At 61.0% G+C, this 21,397-nt stretch carries 21 protein-coding genes and 2 pseudogenes; 12 read left to right on the top strand and 11 right to left on the bottom strand.

What is annotated here, in order from left to right:
• Positions 1–244 precede the first annotated feature (244 nt).
• The 3 genes from ACYZT8_RS12325 (at position 245) to ACYZT8_RS12315 (ending at position 1,948) form a co-directional block, all read left to right on the top strand.
• The gene (locus ACYZT8_RS12325; protein ID WP_461981452.1) at positions 245–625 is read left to right on the top strand and encodes a hypothetical protein; all 381 of its coding nucleotides are present in this window, start codon (positions 245–247) and stop codon (positions 623–625) included.
• Positions 626–880: 255 nt separating this feature from the next.
• A complete protein-coding gene (locus ACYZT8_RS12320; protein WP_461981450.1) occupies positions 881–1,615 on the top strand; it encodes a substrate-binding periplasmic protein in 735 nt (244 codons plus the stop codon).
• A 12-nt stretch (positions 1,616–1,627) separates the two neighbouring features.
• Positions 1,628–1,948 (top strand): hypothetical protein, encoded by a 321-nt coding sequence (locus ACYZT8_RS12315; RefSeq protein WP_461981448.1) that lies wholly within the window; start codon positions 1,628–1,630, stop codon positions 1,946–1,948.
• Positions 1,949–2,089: 141 nt separating this feature from the next.
• Here ACYZT8_RS12315 and ACYZT8_RS12310 read toward each other — a convergent pair whose 3' ends face one another.
• The 7 genes and pseudogenes from ACYZT8_RS12310 to ACYZT8_RS12280 all read right to left on the bottom strand — a co-directional run bounded on the left by ACYZT8_RS12310 (position 2,090) and on the right by ACYZT8_RS12280 (position 8,532).
• Complete coding sequence (locus ACYZT8_RS12310) at positions 2,090–3,523, bottom strand: FAD/NAD(P)-binding protein (RefSeq protein WP_461981446.1); 1,434 nt, start codon at positions 3,521–3,523, stop codon at positions 2,090–2,092.
• A gap of 23 nt (positions 3,524–3,546) precedes the next feature.
• Positions 3,547–3,642, bottom strand: a pseudogene (locus ACYZT8_RS12305) (ABC transporter ATP-binding protein); the annotation flags it as partial.
• Positions 3,639–4,382: pseudogene (locus ACYZT8_RS12300) on the bottom strand (AMP-binding protein); the annotation flags it as partial. The pseudogenes ACYZT8_RS12305 and ACYZT8_RS12300, both read right to left, overlap by 4 nt.
• A 375-nt stretch (positions 4,383–4,757) precedes the next feature.
• Positions 4,758–6,161 (bottom strand): LLM class flavin-dependent oxidoreductase, encoded by a 1,404-nt coding sequence (locus ACYZT8_RS12295; protein WP_461981444.1) that lies wholly within the window; start codon positions 6,159–6,161, stop codon positions 4,758–4,760.
• Positions 6,161–6,598 carry an acyl-CoA dehydrogenase gene (locus ACYZT8_RS12290; protein WP_461981442.1) on the bottom strand — a complete coding sequence of 146 codons (438 nt, stop codon included), beginning with the start codon at positions 6,596–6,598 and terminating at the stop codon, positions 6,161–6,163. The genes ACYZT8_RS12295 and ACYZT8_RS12290 overlap by 1 nt, the downstream gene beginning before the upstream one ends.
• Positions 6,599–6,608: 10 nt before the next feature.
• Positions 6,609–7,811, bottom strand: a complete 1,203-nt coding sequence (locus tag ACYZT8_RS12285) for an SfnB family sulfur acquisition oxidoreductase (RefSeq protein WP_461981440.1) — start codon at positions 7,809–7,811, stop codon at positions 6,609–6,611.
• A gap of 157 nt (positions 7,812–7,968) precedes the next feature.
• Positions 7,969–8,532 (bottom strand): helix-turn-helix domain-containing protein, encoded by a 564-nt coding sequence (locus ACYZT8_RS12280; RefSeq protein ID WP_461981438.1) that lies wholly within the window; start codon positions 8,530–8,532, stop codon positions 7,969–7,971.
• Between ACYZT8_RS12280 and ACYZT8_RS12275 the strand changes: the two genes are divergently transcribed.
• The 7 genes from ACYZT8_RS12275 (at position 8,527) to ACYZT8_RS12245 (ending at position 15,863) form a co-directional block, all read left to right on the top strand.
• The gene (locus ACYZT8_RS12275; RefSeq protein ID WP_461981436.1) at positions 8,527–9,555 is read left to right on the top strand and encodes a DMT family transporter; all 1,029 of its coding nucleotides are present in this window, start codon (positions 8,527–8,529) and stop codon (positions 9,553–9,555) included. The two genes, ACYZT8_RS12280 and ACYZT8_RS12275, sit on opposite strands and share 6 nt — an antisense overlap.
• Before the next feature lie 238 nt (positions 9,556–9,793).
• Complete coding sequence (locus ACYZT8_RS12270) at positions 9,794–12,712, top strand: monovalent cation/H+ antiporter subunit A (RefSeq protein ID WP_461981434.1); 2,919 nt, start codon at positions 9,794–9,796, stop codon at positions 12,710–12,712.
• On the top strand, positions 12,712–13,056 hold the full coding sequence (locus ACYZT8_RS12265; RefSeq protein WP_007986256.1) for a Na+/H+ antiporter subunit C: 345 nt from the start codon (positions 12,712–12,714) through the stop codon (positions 13,054–13,056). The genes ACYZT8_RS12270 and ACYZT8_RS12265 overlap by 1 nt, the downstream gene beginning before the upstream one ends.
• Entirely contained in the window at positions 13,053–14,738 is a 1,686-nt protein-coding gene (locus ACYZT8_RS12260; protein WP_461981432.1) for a monovalent cation/H+ antiporter subunit D, read from the top strand. The genes ACYZT8_RS12265 and ACYZT8_RS12260 overlap by 4 nt, the downstream gene beginning before the upstream one ends.
• Positions 14,735–15,223 carry a Na+/H+ antiporter subunit E gene (locus tag ACYZT8_RS12255; RefSeq protein WP_461981430.1) on the top strand — a complete coding sequence of 163 codons (489 nt, stop codon included), beginning with the start codon at positions 14,735–14,737 and terminating at the stop codon, positions 15,221–15,223. Before ACYZT8_RS12260 ends, ACYZT8_RS12255 begins: the two co-directional genes overlap by 4 nt.
• Positions 15,220–15,498: a K+/H+ antiporter subunit F gene (locus tag ACYZT8_RS12250; RefSeq protein WP_007935991.1), complete on the top strand. Its 279-nt coding sequence runs from the start codon at positions 15,220–15,222 to the stop codon at positions 15,496–15,498. The genes ACYZT8_RS12255 and ACYZT8_RS12250 overlap by 4 nt, the downstream gene beginning before the upstream one ends.
• Entirely contained in the window at positions 15,495–15,863 is a 369-nt protein-coding gene (locus tag ACYZT8_RS12245) for a Na+/H+ antiporter subunit G (RefSeq protein ID WP_461981427.1), read from the top strand. The genes ACYZT8_RS12250 and ACYZT8_RS12245 overlap by 4 nt, the downstream gene beginning before the upstream one ends.
• 154 nt (positions 15,864–16,017) lie before the next feature.
• Here ACYZT8_RS12245 and ACYZT8_RS12240 read toward each other — a convergent pair whose 3' ends face one another.
• Positions 16,018–16,455 (bottom strand): DUF3995 domain-containing protein, encoded by a 438-nt coding sequence (locus tag ACYZT8_RS12240; protein ID WP_461981425.1) that lies wholly within the window; start codon positions 16,453–16,455, stop codon positions 16,018–16,020.
• 95 nt (positions 16,456–16,550) lie between these two features.
• On the opposite strand from ACYZT8_RS12240, the gene ACYZT8_RS12235 reads away from it, so the two are divergent.
• Entirely contained in the window at positions 16,551–16,937 is a 387-nt protein-coding gene (locus ACYZT8_RS12235) for a DUF2946 domain-containing protein (RefSeq protein WP_461981422.1), read from the top strand.
• Between the two features lie 87 nt (positions 16,938–17,024).
• Positions 17,025–19,157 (top strand): TonB-dependent receptor, encoded by a 2,133-nt coding sequence (locus tag ACYZT8_RS12230; protein WP_461981420.1) that lies wholly within the window; start codon positions 17,025–17,027, stop codon positions 19,155–19,157.
• Between the two features lie 145 nt (positions 19,158–19,302).
• Here ACYZT8_RS12230 and ACYZT8_RS12225 read toward each other — a convergent pair whose 3' ends face one another.
• The 3 genes from ACYZT8_RS12225 to ACYZT8_RS12215 all read right to left on the bottom strand — a co-directional run bounded on the left by ACYZT8_RS12225 (position 19,303) and on the right by ACYZT8_RS12215 (position 21,110).
• Positions 19,303–20,319 (bottom strand): ABC transporter substrate-binding protein, encoded by a 1,017-nt coding sequence (locus tag ACYZT8_RS12225; protein ID WP_461981418.1) that lies wholly within the window; start codon positions 20,317–20,319, stop codon positions 19,303–19,305.
• Positions 20,320–20,436: 117 nt separating this feature from the next.
• A complete protein-coding gene (locus tag ACYZT8_RS12220) occupies positions 20,437–20,640 on the bottom strand; it encodes a hypothetical protein (RefSeq protein ID WP_461981416.1) in 204 nt (67 codons plus the stop codon).
• Positions 20,640–21,110, bottom strand: coding sequence for a hypothetical protein (locus ACYZT8_RS12215; protein WP_131060197.1), 471 nt, complete (start codon positions 21,108–21,110; stop codon positions 20,640–20,642). Before ACYZT8_RS12215 ends, ACYZT8_RS12220 begins: the two co-directional genes overlap by 1 nt.
• Positions 21,111–21,397: the final 287 nt, after the last annotated feature.

The following is a 21,397-nucleotide window of genomic DNA, read 5'->3' as shown; positions in this document are numbered from 1 at the left end:
CCAGAATTTTGTGAGCGCTGCGCACTCAAGCGCGAGCAAGCTCGCTCGCCACAAAGCAGCTGCTACAGGACGAAGTAAGTCGCGGGGTTTTGTATCCGTCTGTATATGAACCCCAAACGGATACGTAGAAGCCGATTTCGACGCGTTCAAGCACACATCACCGATACACCCGGGCGTTTCACTGTGTTCACCGGATAGCAGCAGCTACCGACCCACACAAACTCAAGCGCACGGAGAATCAACCATGTTCAACTTCTCGAAAGTCTCGTCCCTGGCACTCGGTCTGGCACTGGTTGGCGGTCTCGGCCTGTCGAACCTGGCATCGGCCAGCACCACCAGCACGGTGTCCCACAGCCAGATCCAGCAACGGCTGGTGGAAAGTGGTTCGGACCGACTGCAACAGAATCGCGTCGCTGAATATGGCTCTGAAAACCTGCAAAAGAATCGTGTGGCTGAAGGTGGCTCCGATCGACTGATCGAGAACCGTGTTGCCGAGGGCGGTGCTGATCGCCTGCAAGAGTTGCGTGAACGTGTCGCACTGATCAGCCCGAAGAATGCCGTGCAAGGGGGTGTGGTCGTCGCGGAAAATCGCCCAGAGTTCGGTTCGAAGTATCAGCGCTACTGAGTTAAATCCACGAACCGGCGGAGATCAACTGTGGGAGCGAGCCTGCTCGCGATGGCGGTGTGTCATTCAACATTGATGTTGACTGGCAAGGCCTCATCGCGAGCAGGCTCGCTCCCACAGTTGTTTAGTGTTTAGCCTGCCACCTCTTCTACACACCGATAAATCCTGAAATCTGACGCAATAGTCCGACAATTTCTCGGGACAGTTGAATGGGCGCGTACTAAGATTTGCACCTCATTCAATCAAGGACGATTCATGAAGCGCATTGCCGGTTGCCTGCTGTCTCTCCTGACATTCACTGCGGTGGCGGCCGATTTGAACCTGCTCACCGACAACCATCCGCCCCTGCATTTCCAGCAAGGCAACGAGCTGGTGGGGTTTGGTGTGGATGTGGTCCAGGCGCTGGCCGAAAGGGCCGGCGATCAGGTGCATTTCCAACAAGTCCCTTTGCTGCGGGCCTTGCGTGTCGCCAGCACCGAGCCTGCCACCGGGGTGTTTACCGTGTTGCGCACCGCCGAGCGCGATGGCCAGTACCAGTGGGTCGGTCCGTTGATGGAAGTGGAAACGGCGCTCTATTCCGCCAGCGGCACCCAGCAACCGGTGCGCAGTTTGCAGGAGGCCGGTAGCCTGGGCCGCATCGTTGTCCCGCGAAAATGGCTGGTCTACAGCTACTTGCAGAAGCAGGGCTTGAACAATCTATACGGCGTGGAAACCCCCGAACAAATGATGCGCCTGGCGCGCCTGGGCCGTACCGAATTCGTGGTGGCGGACACCCTCTCCATCAACACCCTGGCGCGGGAAGAAGGCCTGGCGCCCAGTCAATTGCATTATCAAATGCCGCTGATGAAACAAGGCACCTACATCGCGTTTTCTCCGCTCACCGATGCTCGTCAGGTGGCGCGCTGGCAGCAGGCGCTGGACGAGATGAGCCGTGACGGACGCCTCGAACAACTCAAGCAGCGTTGGCTCAGTGACAACCCACCCCGCTGACGGTGGATCAACATGCTCGATATCAACTATGCGCAAGGGTGTTTTTTCATCGCGACGCTCCAGCCCTACAGTAGCCACATCTTCTCCCCACCCTACTGGAGCAACATCATGAAAAGCATCATCGGTCTTGGTTTCGCCCTGTCGGTTCTTGGCGCTACATCCGCCATCGCCGCCCCACACGCCACCTCGCAAGTTGTCGCCGCGGCTAAAGTCAGCCAACCGGCAACGTTGAATGTGAACACTGTCGGCGTTGATCACAAAGACAGCCAGGCAAGCAAACTCTACGTCGCTGAAAACCGCCCTGAGTTTGGTTCGAAATATCAGCGTTATTGATCAACGGCTTTGGGCTGCTTGAAACAAGAAACCCCGGGTAGATCCGATCTACCCGGGGTTTCTTCATTTTCGCGACCACGGTTATCCGTAGCAGCTGTCGTTGTGGCGAGGGGATAAATCCCCTCGCCACAACGACAGCTGCTACAACGACCGTGTCAGGCGCTCGGCGAGGGCTTTTGCCTGGCTGGCCACGTCGGTGACGGCCGTGCTTTCCCACCACATGCCCCGCAACGGTGGGCCCATGGCGAACAGCCGTTCGGCGACCTGCCCATCGGCGTCCAGCACTGCGCCATCAACCGCCGCCGCGATCCCCAACGCCAACGGCCCCGGGCGAATCAGCCCGCGGGCCAGCAGTTGTTGTGGCAGCGGCCGGGCCACTCGGCGCCAGTCGTATTCGATACCGCTGGAATTGATCAACGCCGCGCCGCTGACAACCGTGGTTTCAACCTCACCACGTCGGCGGATGCGGATGCTCACCTGCCCCTCAGTCGTCGATTCCAGCCCTTTGAACGACGCTGCCTGAATCCGCAACCGCCCTTCCTTGTGCAGCCGTGCTACCAACTCGGCACTCAACGGTGGCGAGCGGTGGTGATGACTTTCCCACCAGGGCCGCACATGCCGCACAAACTGCCGACGCTGCACATCCGTCGCCTGATTCCACAACCGGCCAATATGCGCCCGCACGGTGTCGAGCGGCGACTGCCAGTCGATGCCTTGAGCGATGGCGTCCCGGCAATGCCGCCGCAGTTCGCGAACCAACTGTCGAGGCGTGCGAATGCTCGGGGCCTCGGCGAGAAAATCCACCCAGGCTGGCGGTTGCCGGCGCACGTGCGGCAGCAAGCCGTGACGGGAAAACACTTCGATCGGGCCGCGATGCCCAGCCTGCTCCAGCGACACCACCGCATCGACCATGGTCAGGCCCGAACCGATGATCAACACCGTCGATTGCGGGTCCAACCGGCGCATCGCCGCGACATCCCACGGATCGAGCGCTGCAGCGTTCAAACCGCTGGACTTGGTCTGCGGCGTGCGCGCGGCGGGAAACATCCCCGTGGCCAGCACCGCGTAAGCACCTTGCAAGCGTTGCCCGTCACTCAGGGTCAGCAGCACAGAGTCGTCGAGGGCTTGCAGATCAACCACCTCGGCCCGCACATGCTCGACCGTTGAACCGTTCACCGCGCCCACCGCTTGCGCCTCCGCCAGCCGTTGCTGCACATACACGCCGAAAAGCCCCCGGGGCGGGAACAATTCGCTGACCGGCACATGCTGTTCATCCGATTCCGGCCAGCCACCCGCTGCGATGTGTGCGGTCAGCCATTGGGTCAGGTCATCGATGTTGTCCGGGTCGACGCTCATGCGTGCGGCATTGCCGTTGAGCGTATGGCCCAGCTCCACCGCGCTGTACGCCTCGCCCCGGCCGAGTTCGGCGCGCGGTTCGATCACCTGCAACGAACGCTTGCCAGGCAATCGCAACAACTGCGCCGCCAGCATCGCGCCGCTGAGGCCGCCGCCGACGATCAGGATGTCCGCGTGGCGGATGGCGTCGGTCGCCTGTCCGCGTTGGGTTTGAGTCATGGCGTTCTCTCTGGTCAATGGCTCATCTCGAAAATCTCCTGGACGATAATAGGCGCCAAACACCTGGAGCGGCCATCAAGCGGTACCAAAGTAGAACACGTCACCGTCGCCCGACCCAGTCACTGAGACGTCGACGCCAAGTGCCTTGGGGGGCCAAGCGACTGTCGATTTCAGTGGCCAGCCGCTGTAGGCGTTCGGCAGATAGCAACAGCCTCGACGGCGCCACTTCACGGCGATCGCGGCTGGCACTGCCGGGGCTTTCCGGGAAGGCCAGGGATTGTCCGCTGGTGAGCCATTGGTCGAGCACGACGGTCAGGCCTTCCTGCCATTGCGTGCCCTCTTCGCTCCACAGTTGGGCGCCTTGTGCCCAGCGATGCCAGCGTTGCGGGGGTTCTGTCGGGCCGAGCAGTGTGGCGAAATCCAGCAGCGTCTGGCCGTGGTTGAGCCAGAGTTGCTGCGTCTGCCGGCCCTGGACGAAGGCATGGGTCGGGCGGCTGCGCCACAGGGCTTTGTGCAGTGATTCGGCGTCGAGGTTGTCCGGCAACGTCAGCCGTTCACCGCCGATGTGTTGAGCGGCGAGAGCCAGCAGCAACAGATCCGGTTCGAAGGCACCACTGAGCGCCAGCCGCGAGTCTTCGGTGAACCCTTGCTGACGCAAGCCATCGGCCAGCCGTTCGACATCGCGCAAGACGTCGATCCAGCGCCAGACAAACCACTGACCGTGGCCCTTGTGCCGCAACGCCGGCTGCAACGGGCTGACCTGCGCCCAGTGGCGCAATTGCTCCAAAGCCTTGGGCAGATCGACCCGCCACTGGGCGGTGTCCGCGACTGGCGGACGTTTGAGTTCATGCACGCTCATGGGTATGACCTCCTGTTCATGGGCAAAAGCGTGCGGTGGTCCGCCAGGCTGAAATCTGTAAAACGACCGCGTCCCAATGTGGGAGCGGGCTTGCTCGCGAAAGCGGTGGATCAGGCAACATCAATGTCGAATGTGCCGGCCTCATCGCGAGCAGGCTCACTCCCACATTTGCTCTACGCAGGTCCCCGCAGTTGTGTACGCCGCCGTCCCCCTGTAGGAGTGAGCCTGCTCGCGATGGCGGCTAATCAGGCAACATCAATGCTGGGTGTGCCGGCCCCATCGCGGGCAAGCCACGCTCCCACAGGGTTTTGTGTCGTCCACAAATATCGCCGGCGAAACGAAACCTGTGGGAGCGTGGCTTGCCCGCGATGGCGACTAGGCAGACACCACTTTCCTGTCCTGCTGCCGCAACCCCGCCAAATCCCGATACCCCGCACCCGGATGAATCTCCGGCAACCGCGGCCCTTCCCCAAACAACTTCTCGCGCAGGGTCCCGGCTGCGTATTCGGTCTTGTACACCCCGCGTTTCTGCAACTCCGGCACCAGCAACTCCACGGCGTCGATGAAGGTTTCGTGGGTCAACGCATAAGCCAGGTTGAACCCGTCCACATCGGTCTCCTCGACCCACTCCTGCAGCAGATCAGCGACGGTTTCCGGGCTGCCGACAAACAACGGACCAAACCCACCGATGCCGACCCAATCGGCCAGTTCGTTAGGCGTCCAGACCTTGTTCGGATCAGCCGTCGAGAATGCTTCTACCGCCGATTGAATGGCGTTGGTGTGCACATGCTTGAGCGGTTCATCCGGTTTGAACTGGCTGAAATCGATTCCGGTCCAGCCGGAAATCAACGCCATCGCCCCTTCGTAACTGACCGAGGTTTTGTATTCCTCGAACTTGGCCTTGGCCTTGGCGTCGGTCTCCCCGAGGATTACGGTTTGTAGGTTGAAGATCAGGATCTTCGACGGATCGCGCCCGGCCTCGGCGGCGCGACGACGAATGTCGGCCACAGTTTTCTTCAGCAGTACTTTCGACGGCGCCGCGACAAACACGCACTCTGCATGCTCTGCAGCAAACTGCTTGCCACGACTCGAAGCGCCGGCCTGATAGAGCACCGGGGTGCGTTGCGGCGAGGGTTCGCAGAGATGAATCCCAGGTACTTGGAAGTGTTTACCCACGTGCTGGATCTCATGGATCTTGCTCGGATCGCTGAAGATCCGCCGCTCGCGGTCGCGCAGGACCGCGCCCTCTTCCCAGCTGCCTTCCCAGAGTTTGTAGCAAACCTCCAGGTATTCTTCGGCGAAGTCATAACGGGCATCGTGTTCGGCCTGGGCTTTCTGGCCGAGGTTCTTCGCGCCGCTTTCCAGATACGACGTGACGATGTTCCAGCCAGCGCGGCCCTTGGTCAGGTGGTCGAGCGTCGACAAGCGCCGGGCGAACGGATACGGATGCTCGAAGGACAACGACGCGGTCAGGCCAAAACCCAGATGCTCGGTGACCAGCGCCATCGGCGGGATCAGTTGCAGCGGATCGTTGACCGGCACCTGCGCCGCCTGACGGATCGCCGCATCACCGTTGCCGTTGTAAACGTCATAGATGCCCAGTACGTCGGCGATGAACAATCCGTCGAACTTGCCGCGCTCGAGGATTTTCGCCAGGTCGGTCCAGTATTCGAGGTCCTTGTACTGCCAGGAGCGGTCACGTGGATGCGCCCACAACCCCGGCGACTGATGGCCGACGCAGTTCATGTCAAAGGCGTTGAGACGAATTTCACGGGCCATCAAACGGCACTCCGAAAGCGTGGGGGATGAATGCCGTTGAGGCGGAAATTGCCAATGAGGTGCAGTTTCCAGCGCAGTGGATCGTGCAGTGATCCGTGCAACACAGTGCGTTGGCCAGTGAGTTCAAATTCGGCGTTGCTGACGGCATTAAGCGCGTCGGCGCTGGCCAGGTGCGACTCGGCGATGGCAACGCTGATTTCGGTGTCGTCTTCGTGGCTGTTCAGAAACTCTTCGGCGCGTTCGAGCAGCGCCGCGGCGACTTCGATGCGGATGTGCAAGTCGCCGACACGGCTGATGACGTATGGGTCATCCGTGGCTTGCGCTTGCTGGCGGACGAAACGCAGGGTTGCATCGAGCAGGCTGCGGGCGTTGTGCAAGTCGTGCTGACTCTTGGCCAGAGGCTGGTCGGCAACAATCGGTTGGGTCAAAGCGTTCATGGTGGGCTCCTCAGTTCCAGGCGTGGCGCGCAGGCTTCACGCCGTTGAGCAAGTAGTTGCCAATCAGGTGGTATTTCCAGCGCGCCGGGTCGTGCAGCGTGTGCGTCCGGGCGTTGCGCCAGTGACGGTCGAGGTTGTATTTGCCCAGCACCGAGCGGGTGCCGGCCAGTTCGAAGAGTTTGCTGCTGGCGAGCAGCGCGATTTCGGCGGAGAGGACTTTGGCCTGGGCGACGACCACCGAGGCGTGGGCCACCGTGTCTTCGTTGGGGTTGAGCAAGGCTCTATCGATGGCCAGTCCAGCCTTCTTGAGGATCGCTTCGGTGCCATGGACCCGCCATTCGAGATCGCCAATCGCGGCGATGCTGAACGGGTCCTGCCAGCCGTGATCCTGCCCGCTGTCGATCCATGGCCGGGCTTCGCGGGCGTAGCGTTTGGTTTCTTCCAGGGCGCCGACGGCGATGCCGGTGTCCACGGCAGCCTGAATGATTTGCGAGATCGGGCCGTCGGCGGTGGGTTCGTCGAACGCCTTGTGCGCCGGGATTACCGCACTCAGCGGGACCTTCACCGCATTCAGGGTCACGCCGCCGCTGGCCGTGGTGCGCTGGCCGAATCCGTCCCAGCTGTCGATCACCGTCAGGCCGGGATTGTCGCGCTCAATGAAAGCAATGAAGGCCTTGTTCTCTTCATTCACCGCCACGGCCGGCACGATGTGCGCGAACAACGCGCCGGTGCAGTAGAACTTCTCGCCGTCGATTTGCGCGGTGTCTTTGCCGAAACGGATTCGGGTTTCGAAAGCACCGGCGTTTTTGCTTTTGGATTCGGAGAAAGCATTACCGAAACGGTAACCCTGCAAGACTTTGCCGAAATAAAAGCGCTTCTGCTCCTCGGTGGCGGTTTGCAGCAGGATGTCGAGGACGCCGAGGTGGTTTTGCGGGATCTGGCCGAGGGATGAGTCAGCGGCGGAAATGATCTTGATCACTTCGGCGACGGTCACGTAGGAAACGCCAGCGCCGCCGTACGCCTTGGGCACCGTGATACCCCAGAGGCCGCTGGCGGAGAACTCGTCCAGCTCATCAATCGGCAGGCGTCGCTCGCGATCGCGAAGGCTGGCCTCGACGGCGAAGCGTGCGGCGAGCTTGTGCGCGACGGCGATGGCTTCAGCGTCAGAGTGGATGACGTGAGCGGTGCGAAGGGGTTGGGCAGTGGCTGTCATGGGCCGACTCCGGGATTCTGGTGAATACACCAGAAGCTTTTGCAGGAGTCGTGCCTGAATGTAATTTCGTTTTATTTCAACAGGTTGAGAATTTTTACGAGAAAGACTTGCAGCTTTAAAACAGCAAAGTGCCTGTCCAGTGTTGATCGGCGAACAGTTAGATCACGACGTTTCGCACAAACCGCGCGGCCACCGGACCATCATTGCGATAGGCATGGGGCTGGTCACTGGCAAACATATAGAACTCGCCGGCAGCAATCTCATGCGGCGTATCGCCCAGCATCAACGTCAGGCAGCCTGCGAACACATAAATCTGCTCACTCCACCCCTCCGCATCCGGTTGCGACGGATAAACCTCCCCCGGTTGCAGGCACCACTCCCACTGCTCCACTTCACGGGTGGCGGTGGCTTTGGACAGTAGAACGGCTTTGCTGCCGGGAATCGTTCCGGCCCAGGCGACTTCGTTGATGCGGCTCGGGTCGCGGGCATCCGGGGCCTGGATCAAATCGCTGAACGCCACGTCCAGCGCTTCGGCCACGCGGTCGAGGGTGGTCAGGCTGACGTTCTTCTCGCCGGCCTCGATCGCCACCAGCATGCGGCGGCTGACCCCGGACTTTTCGGCCAGCGCGGTCTGGCTCATGTCGGCGGCATGACGCAGGCGTCGGACGTTCTGGCTGACGTGCTGAAGGACCGAAGCCCGCTGGGTAGAATCTTTGTGCACTATATTGCTCACTCGGTGGGGCTGGGCAGTATACTGCGCAACATTCGGCGCATTGTGCGTCCCCCTCAGGTAGCGCGCAAGGTCATGACGTCTGTGAACGCCTCTCCCACTTCTTCCCGTTTCTCGCGGTTCAGCAAGGCCGAGTGCGTGCTGGTGCTGATCACCATGGTCTGGGGCGGGACATTCTTGCTGGTGCAGCATGCAATGACCGTCAGTGGGCCGATGTTTTTTGTCGGCCTGCGCTTTGCCGCGGCGGCGATCATTGTGGCGCTGTTCTCCTGGCGTCACCTGCGGGAACTGACCCTGTTCGAACTCAAGGCCGGGGCCTTTATCGGCGTGGCGATCATGCTGGGTTACGGCTTGCAGACTGTCGGCTTGCAAAGCATTCCCAGCAGTCAGTCGGCGTTTATTACCGCGTTGTATGTGCCCTTCGTACCGTTGCTGCAATGGCTGGTGCTGGGACGGCGTCCGGGGCTGATGCCGAGCATCGGGATCATGCTGGCGTTTACCGGGTTGATGCTGCTGTCCGGGCCGGCCGGCGCTTCCTTTAATTTCAGTCCAGGTGAAATTGCCACGTTGATCAGCGCCGTGGCGATTGCGGCGGAGATCATTCTGATCAGCACGTATGCCGGGCAAGTCGATGTGCGCCGGGTGACGGTGGTGCAACTCGCGACCACGTCGGTGCTGTCGTTCCTGATGGTGGTGCCGACTCAGGAAGTGATTCCGGATTTCTCATGGCTGTTGCTGTGCAGTGCGCTGGGGCTGGGCGCGGCAAGTGCGGCGATCCAGGTGGCGATGAACTGGGCGCAGCAGAGTGTCTCGCCGACCCGGGCGACGTTGATTTATGCGGGCGAGCCGGTGTGGGCCGGGATTGTCGGAAGGATTGCCGGGGAGCGGTTGCCGGCGATTGCGTTGGTGGGTGCGGGGTTGATTGTGGCGGCGGTGATTGTCAGTGAGTTGAAGACCAAGGGTAAGGCAATACCCGAAGTTGAAGAAGATTCGGTACAGGAAACCGAACACTGATCGTTCCCGCGCTCCGCGTGGGAATGCAGCCCGGGACGCTCCGCGTCCCAAGAGCGGACGCAGAGCGTCCATTGAGGCATTCCCACGCGGAGCGTGGGAACGATCAACTGCAGCCCTTTGAAACAATGTGAATCAGGCTTTTCCGATCTATCTTGTAGGATTCTGCGACAGCTTGGCGTTTGGTGATCCGGGAGCTGGCACGTATGATGCTTCACAAACTTCCGCAGATTAGAAGCCTATGTCCCTGATAGTTCTACTGCTTCTGCCTTTTATCGGCAGCTGTCTGGCGGCTTTGCTGCCACACAACGCGCGTAACACCGAATCTTTGCTGGCTGGCCTGGTTGCCTTGATAGGCACCGTTCAGGTTGCCCTCTTGTACCCGCAAATCGCCGATGGCGGCGTCATTCGTGAAGAGTTTTTCTGGCTGCCCAGCCTGGGCCTGAACTTCGTCCTGCGGATGGACGGTTTCGCCTGGCTGTTCTCGATGCTGGTGCTGGGCATCGGCACGCTGGTTTCTTTATACGCCCGTTATTACATGTCGCCGGACGATCCGGTGCCGCGGTTCTTTGCGTTTTTCCTGGCGTTCATGGGCGCGATGCTCGGGCTGGTGATCTCCGGCAACCTGATCCAGATCGTGTTTTTCTGGGAGCTGACCAGCCTCTTCTCATTCCTGTTGATCGGCTACTGGCACCACCGCGCGGATGCGCGACGCGGCGCCTACATGGCGCTGATGGTCACCGGCGCAGGCGGATTGTGCTTGCTGGCGGGGGTCATGCTGCTCGGCCATGTGGTCGGCAGCTATGACCTGGACAAGGTCCTGGCCGCCGGCGATCTGATCCGCGCCCACTACCTCTACCCTATCCTGCTGCCCCTGATCCTGATCGGCGCCCTGAGCAAAAGTGCGCAATTCCCCTTCCACTTCTGGCTGCCCCACGCGATGGCGGCGCCGACACCTGTTTCGGCTTATCTGCACTCGGCGACCATGGTCAAGGCCGGGGTGTTTCTGCTCGCACGGCTGTGGCCGTCGCTGTCCGGTAGTGAAGAATGGTTTTACATCGTCAGCGGCGCCGGCGCTTGCACCCTGCTGCTCGGCGCGTACTGCGCGATGTTCCAGAACGACCTCAAGGGTTTGCTGGCCTACTCGACCATCAGCCACCTGGGCCTGATCACATTGCTTTTGGGCCTGAACAGTCCGCTGGCCGCCGTGGCCGCGGTGTTCCACATCCTCAACCACGCCACGTTCAAGGCTTCGCTGTTCATGGCGGCCGGGATTATCGACCACGAAAGCGGCACCCGTGACATTCGCAAGCTCAGCGGCCTGATCAAGCTGATCCCGTTCACCGCCACCCTGGCCATGGTCGCCAGCGCCTCGATGGCCGGCGTGCCGCTGCTCAACGGCTTCCTCTCGAAAGAGATGTTCTTCGCCGAAACCGTGTTCATCAACGCCACGGCCTGGGTCGAGATGACCTTGCCGATTGTCGCGACCATCGCCGGCACCTTCAGCGTCGCCTACTCGCTGCGCTTCACCGTCGACGTGTTCTTCGGCCCGACCGCCACCGACCTGCCGCACACCCCGCACGAGCCGCCACGCTGGATGCGTGCGCCGGTTGAATTGCTGGTGTTCGCCTGTCTGATCGTGGGGATTTTCCCGGCTCAAGTGGTCGGCCCGTTGCTGGCCGCCGCTGCGCTGCCGGTGGTGGGCGGAGTCCTGCCTGAATACAGCCTGGCGATCTGGCACGGCTGGAACGCGCCGATGATCATGAGCCTGATCGCCATGTCCTGCGGCATCGTGCTCTATTTGCTGTTGCGCAATCAGCTCAAACTCGGGCGTTTCAAATACCCGCCGATCATTGGCCGGTTCAACGGCAAGCGCCAGTTCGAGCGCAGCCTGGTGATCATGATGCGCCTGGCCCGGCGGCTGGAGCGGCGGATCAGCACCAAACGCCTGCAAACCCAATTGTTCCTCGTGGTGCTCGCGGCGGTGTTCGCCGGGCTGATCCCGATGCTGCACAGCAGTCTGAGTTGGGGTGACCGGCCGAAGATTCCGGGGTCGATCGTGTTCGTGACCCTCTGGCTGCTGGCGATTGCCTGTGCCCTCGGCGCGGCGTGGCAGGCCAAGTATCACCGACTCGCGGCCCTGACCATGGTCAGCGTCTGCGGCCTGATGACCTGCGTCACCTTCGTGTGGTTCTCGGCGCCGGACCTGGCGCTGACGCAACTGGTGGTCGAAGTGGTGACCACGGTGCTGATCCTTCTCGGCCTGCGCTGGTTGCCGCGCCGGATCGAAGAGGTGTCGCCGCTGCCGAGCACACTGCGCAAGGCACGTATCCGGCGTATCCGCGACTTGCTGCTGTCGACCGTCGTCGGTGGCGGCATGGCGTTGCTGTCCTACGCAATGCTGACGCGCCAGACGCCGAACGACATTTCCTCGTTCTACCTCAGTCGCGCCCTGCCCGAAGGCGGCGGCAGCAACGTGGTCAACGTGATGCTGGTGGACTTCCGTGGCTTCGACACCCTCGGCGAAATCACCGTGTTGGCGGCCGTGGCCCTGACTGTGTTCGCCCTGCTGCGACGCTTCCGCCCGCCGAAAGAAAGCCTGCAATTGCCGGCCCAGCAGCGTTTGCTGGCACCCGACGTGGTCACCGACCTGGTCAACCCGCGTCAGGCCAGCGACACCGCGCTCGGCTTCATGATGGTCCCGGCGGTGCTGGTGCGTCTGCTGCTGCCGATTGCCTTTGTGGTGTCCTTCTACCTGTTCATGCGCGGGCACAACCTGCCGGGTGGCGGTTTTGTCGCAGGGCTGGTGATGTCGGTCGCGTTCATCCTCCAATACATGGTTGCCGGCACTCAGTGGGTCGAGGCGCAAATGAGCCTGCGACCGCTGCGCTGGATGGGCACCGGCCTGCTGTTCGCCACGGTCACCGGCCTCGGCGCGATGGCCGCCGGGTATCCGTTCCTGACCACCCACACCTGGCATTTCGGATTGCCCGTACTGGGCGATATCCATATCGCCAGTGCTCTGTTCTTCGACATCGGCGTGTACGCCGTGGTGGTCGGTTCAACGCTGTTGATCCTCACCGCCCTCGCCCACCAATCGGTACGGGGTCACAAGACCGCTGCCCTGCCTAGATCCGTCGCCACCAAAGGAGCCGTCTGATGGAAGAAGTCATCGCAATCGCCATCGGCGTACTGGCCGCGTCCGGTGTCTGGCTGATCCTGCGACCACGGACGTTTCAGGTGGTGATGGGCCTGTGCCTGCTGTCCTACGGCGTCAACCTGTTCATCTTCAGCATGGGCAGCCTGTTCATCGGCAAGGAACCGATCATCAAGGACGGCGTGCCGCAGGACTTGCTGCATTACACCGACCCGTTGCCGCAAGCGCTGGTGCTGACCGCCATCGTGATCAGCTTTGCCATGACCGCGCTGTTTCTGGTGGTGCTGCTGGCTTCGCGCGGCTTGACCGGGACCGACCATGTCGATGGCCGGGAGCCTAAAGAATGAATGCGATGACGCACCTGATCGCGGCACCGATTCTGCTGCCGCTGCTGACCGCCGCCCTCATGCTGATGCTGGGCGAAAAACATCGCCCGTTGAAGGCCAAGATCAACCTGTTCTCCAGCCTGCTGGGCCTGGGGATCTCCGTGATGTTGCTGCAATGGACGCAGACCACCGGCGTGCCCGGCTCGATCGGCGTCTACCTGCCGGGCAACTGGCAGGTGCCGTTCGGTATCGTGCTGGTGGTCGATCGCTTGTCGGCGTTGATGCTGGTGCTGACCGGGATCATCGGCGTCAGCGCCTTGCTGTTCGCCATGGCCCGTTGGGACGGCGCCGGTTCAAGTTTCCATGCGCTGTTCCAGATTCAGATGATGGGCCTTTACGGCGCGTTCCTCACGGCGGACCTGTTCAACCTGTTCGTGTTTTTCGAGGTGCTGCTGGCGGCCTCCTACGGCCTGATGCTCCACGGTTCGGGTCGGGCGCGGGTGTCGTCGGGGTTGCATTACATCTCGATCAACCTGCTGGCGTCGTCGCTGTTCCTGATTGGCGCGGCGTTGATTTATGGCGTCACCGGCACCCTGAATATGGCCGACCTGGCGCTGAAAATCCCGCTGGTCCCGGAAGCCGATCGTGGCCTGCTGCATGCCGGCGCGGGGATTCTCGCGGTAGCGTTCCTGGCCAAGGCCGGGATGTGGCCGCTGAACTTCTGGCTGGTGCCGGCCTATTCGGCGGCCAGTGCGCCGGTGGCGGCAATGTTCGCGATCATGACCAAGGTCGGCGTGTACACCTTGCTGCGTTTGTGGACCCTGCTGTTCTCCGGCCAGGCCGGGGCGTCGGCGTACTTTGGCGGTGACTGGCTGATCTACGGCGGCATGGCGACCATCGTCTGCGCCGGCGTGGCGATCCTTGCCGCACAAAGGCTGGAACGCCTGGCCAGCCTGAGCATTCTGGTGTCGGCGGGGATCCTGCTGTCGGCCATCGGTTTTGCCCAGCCCAACCTGATCGGCGCGGCGTTGTTCTATCTGGTCAGCTCGACCCTGGCGTTGAGCGCGTTGTTCCTGTTGGCGGAGTTGATCGAGCGCTCCCGTTCAGCCAACGAAATGCCGCTGTTCGACGATGGCGACCTGCTCCCACGGCCGATGGAATCCCTGCAACCGCCTAAAGGCATCAACCTCGATGATGAGCAGAAAGCCGTGGTCGGCCAGGTGATTCCCTGGACCATGGCGTTCCTCGGATTGAGCTTCATTGCCTGCTCGCTGCTGATTATCGGCATGCCGCCGCTGTCCGGGTTTATCGGCAAACTCAGCTTGCTCAGCGCCCTGCTCAACCCGCTGGGGTTGGGCAATGGCACCGATGAACCGGTGTCGAACGCGGCGTGGGGGTTGCTGGCGTTGTTGATCCTGTCCGGACTGGCATCGTTGATCGCCTTCTCGCGCTTGGGCATCCAGCGTTTCTGGACACCTGAAGAACGGCCATCGCCGTTGTTGCGTCGCTTCGAGTGCGTGCCGATCATCGTCCTGCTGGGGCTGAGCGTAGCGCTGACCTTCAAGGCCGAACCGCTGATGCGTTACACCCAGGCAGCCGCGAATGCGTTGAATAATCCGCAGCAATACGTCATGGCGGTGCTTGGCACACGTGTGGTGCCGAGCCCGGAAGCCAGGGCGGCGATGCTGGAGGTGCAGCCATGAAGCGTCTGTTTCCGGCACCGTGGTTGTCGCTGGCCTTGTGGCTGTTGTGGCTGGTGCTGAACCTGTCGATGAGCCCCGGCAACCTGTTGCTCGGCGCGGTGCTGGGGTTCTGCGCGCCGCTGATGATGCGCAAGCTGCGGCCGTTGCCGATCCGCATTCGTCGACCCGGAGTGATCCTGCGTCTGTTCTTCCTGGTCGGTCGCGACGTGCTGGTGTCGAACCTGGCCGTGGCCTGGGGCGTGCTCAACGCCGGTCGCCGTCCACCGCGCTCGCGCTTCATCAAGGTTCCGCTGGACTTGCGCGATGCCAATGGCCTCGCGGCGCTGTCGATGATCTGCACGGTGGTTCCCGGTACGGTCTGGTCGGAACTGGCGCTGGACCGCAGCATCCTGTTGCTGCACGTGTTCGACCTGGATGATGAAGCACTGTTTATCGAGCACTTCAAGGCGACCTATGAGCGCCCCTTGATGGAGATCTTCGAATGAGCGAATTGCTGTCGAACGCGATCCTGCTGAGCCTGTTCATTTTTTCCCTGGCGATGATCCTGACCCTGATTCGCCTGTTCAAAGGCCCGTCGGCCCAGGACCGGGTTCTGGCGCTGGACTACCTGTACATCATTGCGATGCTGATGATGTTGGCGTTGGGCATTCGTTATGCCAGTGACACGTACTTCGAGGCGGCGCTGCTGATCGCCCTGTTCGGTTTCGTCGGCTCGTTTGCCCTGGCCAAATTCCTGCTGCGTGGCGAGGTGATCGAATGAACGCGGAACTGTCTCTGTGGGTTGAATTTCCGGTGGCGATCCTGCTGGTGCTCGGCAGTGTATTTGCGTTGATCGGCGCCGTTGGCCTGGTGCGGATGAAGGATTACTTTCAGCGCATGCACCCACCGGCGCTGGCTTCGACACTGGGCGCTTGGTGCGTGGCGCTGGCCTCGATCATTTACTTTTCGGCGCTCAAGTCCGGGCCGGTGCTGCATGCCTGGCTGATTCCGATTCTGTTGTCGATCACGGTGCCGGTGACCACGTTGCTGCTGGCGCGGGCGGCGCTGTTTCGCAAGCGCATGGCGGGGGATGATGTGCCGGCTGAGGTGAGTAGTCGGCGGACTGAGAAACAGGGCCAGGTTTAGAGGTTTGCGGTGATTCGACTGGCCTCATCGCGGGCAAGCCCGCTCCCACAGTGACGGATGTCGTACATACATTTTGTGTCCGACACTGCAACCTGTGGGAGCGGGCTTGCCCGCGATAGCAATAGGTCAACCAATACAGAAAGCCCGGTTGACCTCAGATCCAGGCGACTGCCAACAATCCCGCGCCCAACACCACACACAGCGGCGAATAAGCCCAGGTGTCGAGCCGGGCAAACTTCGAATCCTTGACCTGCTTGAAGAACCCCACCAGGTTCGAATCGCCGATCGCCCGGGCAAACATCAGCATCGCAATGGCGCTGATCACCCACTGCAACGCCCAGTGCTGCACTGCCGGCAAATACAAGCCGACCCGGAGGCACACCAGCATCGCGATCAACAGCAACCCCACCGCGACCAGCAACGTGGCAAAACCCGACGGCTTGAACGCCGGCCTGGATTCCCCACCACCCTCTGGCGATATTCGCGGCACCGCCGCCTCGCTTCCCAACTTGCCCCCCGCCGCCCAGTACAAATGGACCAGGCTGATCAAGAGGAAGATTGCTGCAATCCATTGCGCGACCAATAGGCTCATATTCAAACATCCAGCGTGAAATGTCGCAGCAGGATGAACCTCCTTGAACGTTTTTGTAAGGGTATTTGTCATCGACGGTGATAAAGTGCCGCTCCATGAAATTCGCCCGAACTGATCGCACATTGATGGCCTGGATGCTTTATTGCTGCGTCCTGTTCAACGTGTTCGCCTGCAGTATCGGTCACGGGCAAATGGTCGGGATGCAGCTCAACGGCATCGGCGGCCAATTCTGTTCGGTGGCCCCCACCACCCAGACGCCAGTCTCATCGAACACCTCCGACGACAACCTGCCGACCCTTTCCAAGGCCTTCGGTTGCCCGCTGTGTTCCACCGGCGGCATGGGCCCGGCGCTCAACTCCAGCCTGACCCTGGCGATCCTCCCGGAACAACACAGTCCGCCCTTGGCCGTCGTCGCCAGCGCTGACCTCCCTGCCCGCTTCACTTGGCCCTCGGCCAATCCTCGCGCCCCACCTTTCGCCTGAGTTTCTTCGCCTTTTCGACAGCCCATCGCGCCAACGCGTGACGTTTGCCTGTGCGCTGTTTCCTAGACAAAAACTCAGGATTCATCGATGAAACGCATTCCTTTACTGGCCAGCCTGTGCGGCTGCCTGTCTGTTAACGCCTGGGCGCAACCCACCGTCGACCTCGCGCCCATCACCATTGATGGCGAAGCGACGGCCGAGCCGGGCCTGAGCCTCGATCAATCCAGCGGCATGGCCTCACGTTTGGGTCTGAGTGTGCGTGAAACCCCGGCGTCGGTGGCCATCGCCGACCGCAACGACATCGAGCGCCATGGCGCGCAAAACTTTCAGGACGCCGCCAACACCTTGCCCGGCGTCAATGCCAGTGCACCGCCGGGTTTCGGCGGGTTTGTCTCCTACCGGGGGTTCACCAGCAGCCAGATTACCCAGATGTTCAACGGCATCAACGTCTCCGGCGGCCTCGCCCGGCCGGTGGATGCGTGGATTTATGATCGGGTGGAACTGGTGGGCGGTCCGTCGTCGCTGATCAATGGCGCCGGCTCCGTGGGCGGCTCATTGAACTACGTGACCAAACTTGCGACCCGCGAAGAACAAGCGGCCGAAGGTCGCGTCAGCTACAGGACTTATGACACCACCGAGACCGCGTTCGGCCTCAACCACGCGCTCAGCGAGGCTGGCGCTGACGTGCAGCACTACGCGAGGCTCGACGTCAGCCACAACACCGGAAATGGCTACATCGACCGTCAGGAGCGCGATGCCTGGAGCGTTGCGTTCTCGCTGCTCAGCGACCTGACGCCAAACCTGTCCCACACTCTCGCGCTGGAATATCAGGACGAACACGAAGACAGTCCTTACTGGGGCACGCCCGTGCTCAACCCCAAGGCCGGCGAACTGAAAATCGACAGGCACAATCGCTTCAACAACTACAACGTCGAGGACGGGCGTTACGAGCAACGCACGATCTGGGTTCGCTCGATCATCGACTACCGGATCAATGACAGCACCACGCTGCGCAACATCCTTTATCACCTCGACAGCCAGCGTGATTACCGCAACCTGGAAACCTACCAGTACAACGCCGACAACAGCGCGGTGAACCGCTCCACCGCGTATCAGGTCCGGCATCAGGGCGAGCAGAACGGCAACCAGTTCGAGCTGCGTCATCACAATTCGCTGTTTGGCCTGGACACCACCTGGTCTGGCGGTTTCGAGTACAAGGTCAACCAGACCACCAACTCGCCGTTGAACGTCAAAGGTGCCAGCACCGTTAACCCGAACAACTTTCAGCCGGGGCACTTCTATGACATCCCCGGCACTAAACCGGGGTTTGTCAGCGACAAGACCAACGAGGTGACGACCAAAGCCCTGTTCGCCGAAAACCGTCTGGCGCTGACCGACAAACTGGCGTTGCTGACCGGTGTGCGTTACGACGATATCGACCTGGACGTGACCAATCACCGGGAAGTGACCGCCAGCAATCCCCGGCATTTGAAACGCAGCTGGGAGCCGGTGACCGGTCGGGTCGGTCTGACTTACCAATTCATTCCCTCCGCCAACGTCTACGTGCAATACAGCACCGCCGCCGAACAGCCCAACGGTACGCAGGATTTCGACGTGTCCACCGGCAAGCAATGGGAAGTCGGCAGCAAGTTCGATTATCTGGACGGGCGCGGTTCGGCCACGGTGGCGGCGTACACGATTGAGCGCAAGGATTTCGCCGTGACCGATCCACTGGACCCGACCACCAGCATTCCCGTGGGGCAGCAGACCTCCAAAGGGATCGAGCTGGCCAGCTCCCTGCGGATCACCGACAAGCTGTTGGCAGAGGGCAACTTCGCGTGGGTCGATGCGCAGTACGACGAGTTCACCGAGAAGAATGCAGCTGGCGTGGTGGTTTCACGCAAGGGCAACACGCCCACCAACGTGCCGGACCGGGTCGGCAATCTGTGGCTGACCTATGACTTCTCATCGCAGTGGCAAGGCGGTGTCGATGCGCGGTACGTGGCCTCGGTGTTTGCCGACAGTGCCAACACCATGACCGTGCCGTCGTACACGCTCTACGGCACATTTGTCAGTTACAAGGTCGATCGGCACACCACCGTCACTGGCCGGGTGCGCAATTTGACCAATGAGGTGTACGCCGAGTTTGCGCATGTGTCACCGGCGTATTACCTCGGGACACCGCGCACGTTTGAGCTGGCGGTGCAGACCCGGTTTTAATTTTGCACATATCGTGTGGCGAGGGAGCTTGCTCCCGCTGGGCCGCGAAGCAGCCCTGACTTTCTTTCACCGTAAGCAGGTTTACGACTGCTGCGCAGCCGAACGGGACGGTGCGGCGTTCCGACAAGCTCCCTCGCCACAGGGCTCACTGAAGACTGGCAGAGACCTTATCCGCCACATCCTTGGGCACCCACGCCTGCCACACCTCCGGGTGCGCCTTCATGAACGCCTCCGCCGCCTGACGTGGCGGGGTGTGTTTTTCGCTCATTTCAGCCAGCGCCTTGTTCAATGGGTCGATCGGAAAATCGACCTTGCTGAAGAAATCGGCAATCTGCGGATACTGCTTCTGAAAAGGCGTCGACACGCCGATCGACAGCTTCGAGGCCAGCGAGCGAGTCGGTTTCGGATTGGGGTTGTCAGCGTCGGTCAGGGTTTTCCAGGCTTCGGCATCAAAGGGCGGCTCCTCCAGCTGAATCAGCTTGAAGCGCCCGAGTAACGGCGTCGGTGACCAGTAATAAAACAGCACCGGCTTACCGCGACGGATCGACGAACTGATCTCTGCATCCAGCGCAGCCCCGGAACCGCTGCGGAAATTCACATAGCTGTTGTTCAGGCCATAGGCCGTGAGCTTCTGCTTGTTCACCACTTCCGACGTCCAGCCAATCGGGCTGTTGAGGAAGCGTCCCTTGCCGGGGCTTTCCGGATCGCTGAACACGTCCTTGTACTTGGGCAGGTCGCTGACACTGCGCAAACCGGGCGCCAGTGGCTTGATGCCCTTGGCCGGGTCGCCCTTGATCACATATTCAGGCACCCACCAGCCTTCAGTCGCCCCCTTGACCGTATCGCCCAGGCTCACGACTTTGCCCTCGGCTTCAGCCTTGACCCAGACCGGACTGCGACCGGCCCACTCTTCGCCAATGACCTGAATGTCATTGTTGGCCAGTGCGGTTTCCAGGGTGATAGTTGTGCCGGGCAAGGTATCGGTCGGCAAGCCGTAACCCTTCTCGACGATGATCCGCAGGATATCGGTGATCAGGCTGCCACTTTCCCAGTTCAGGTCGGCGAAGTGGATCGGCGCCTGGGCAGCGGATACCGGAAGGGATGAACTCAACACGCCAAACGTGGCCAGGGCAACGGCCAGCAACCGTCGAAATCCTTTCATGCTTTTGCACCTCGTGCTGTTCACAGCAATAGCAGGATGGCCTGACAGAAGACCGCAAGCCTCTGAATACTCAGTCAACTGACTGTAGTAGAGGTTCCTGCTTTCGAGGGGCGTGATTTAATTTTCGGAAACTTCCTGCAAGCGTGCCAGCTCTCTTCTTACCATGCTGGCGTAAGCCGCCGGGCGCAGCGAATAGATTTGTGACCCCACCCAACTCAGCCAGCCTCCCTGCAGAACAGCCTTCTGCTCGAACAGCCGACGAGCTTCGACTTGCGCGCTGGCCTGGTTCTGTTCGTGGAAATCGGCGCGGGTCAGGGTCATTACTCGCTGGCCTTGAACGTGATCAGTTCGCCCTTGCGCCACTTGGCGGCTTTGGCGGTCACGGCTTTCAGGGTTTTGGTCAGGCCTTCCTGCAACTGCTGGTGGGCGGCGAAGACCATCACCACGCTATGACCTTCCTTGAACACAATCGCGTGACCGTCTGCGGTGGTGACAAAGGCGTAATCGCCCAGCCCGTACACCGTCAGTTTGATTTCACGGAACTTGATGTCGAGCTTGCCACCTTCACGACTGGGCAATACCGAAGCACTGAAATGATCGCCGACCTTGAGCTTGAGCCCGGGTTTGTCATCGACCACCAGCGCCTCTTCGGTGTCGATCTCGGCAATGTAAATGCCTTCAGCGTTCTGTTCGGTGATGTAAACGAAACGTGACTGAAACTGTTTAACCAGCTTTGCGCGCAAATCACCCAGCACGAACAAAGCATGCATATCGAGATTACTTACTGCCAAGGAAACATCCCCACATCTGAAAATGATGCCGCACGCAGAAGGAGCGCACAGCAGAAAAAAGCGGCCATGCCGAAAGTTTGCCGAAAGACCCGGTTTGAAATCCTGAGCCGAGCAGAGCGCTCATGCCTCGCGAGGTCAGTGAGGTTACTGGAATACCCCTCGCGCCGTCCTCTGTGAAAGTCGTCAGATGTTGAAGGAAAACGCCCTTCTTACAGCCAGAGGAAACCGGATTACCAACTTTAGGGAAAATTCTCTTTAAAAAAAGCACTTTTCCGACATATCGCCAG

This window comes from Pseudomonas sp. LB3P93 (genome assembly GCF_054898025.1).
The sequence above is the reverse complement of the archived record's forward strand: the minus strand, read 5'-3'. Positions and strand labels throughout refer to the sequence as shown.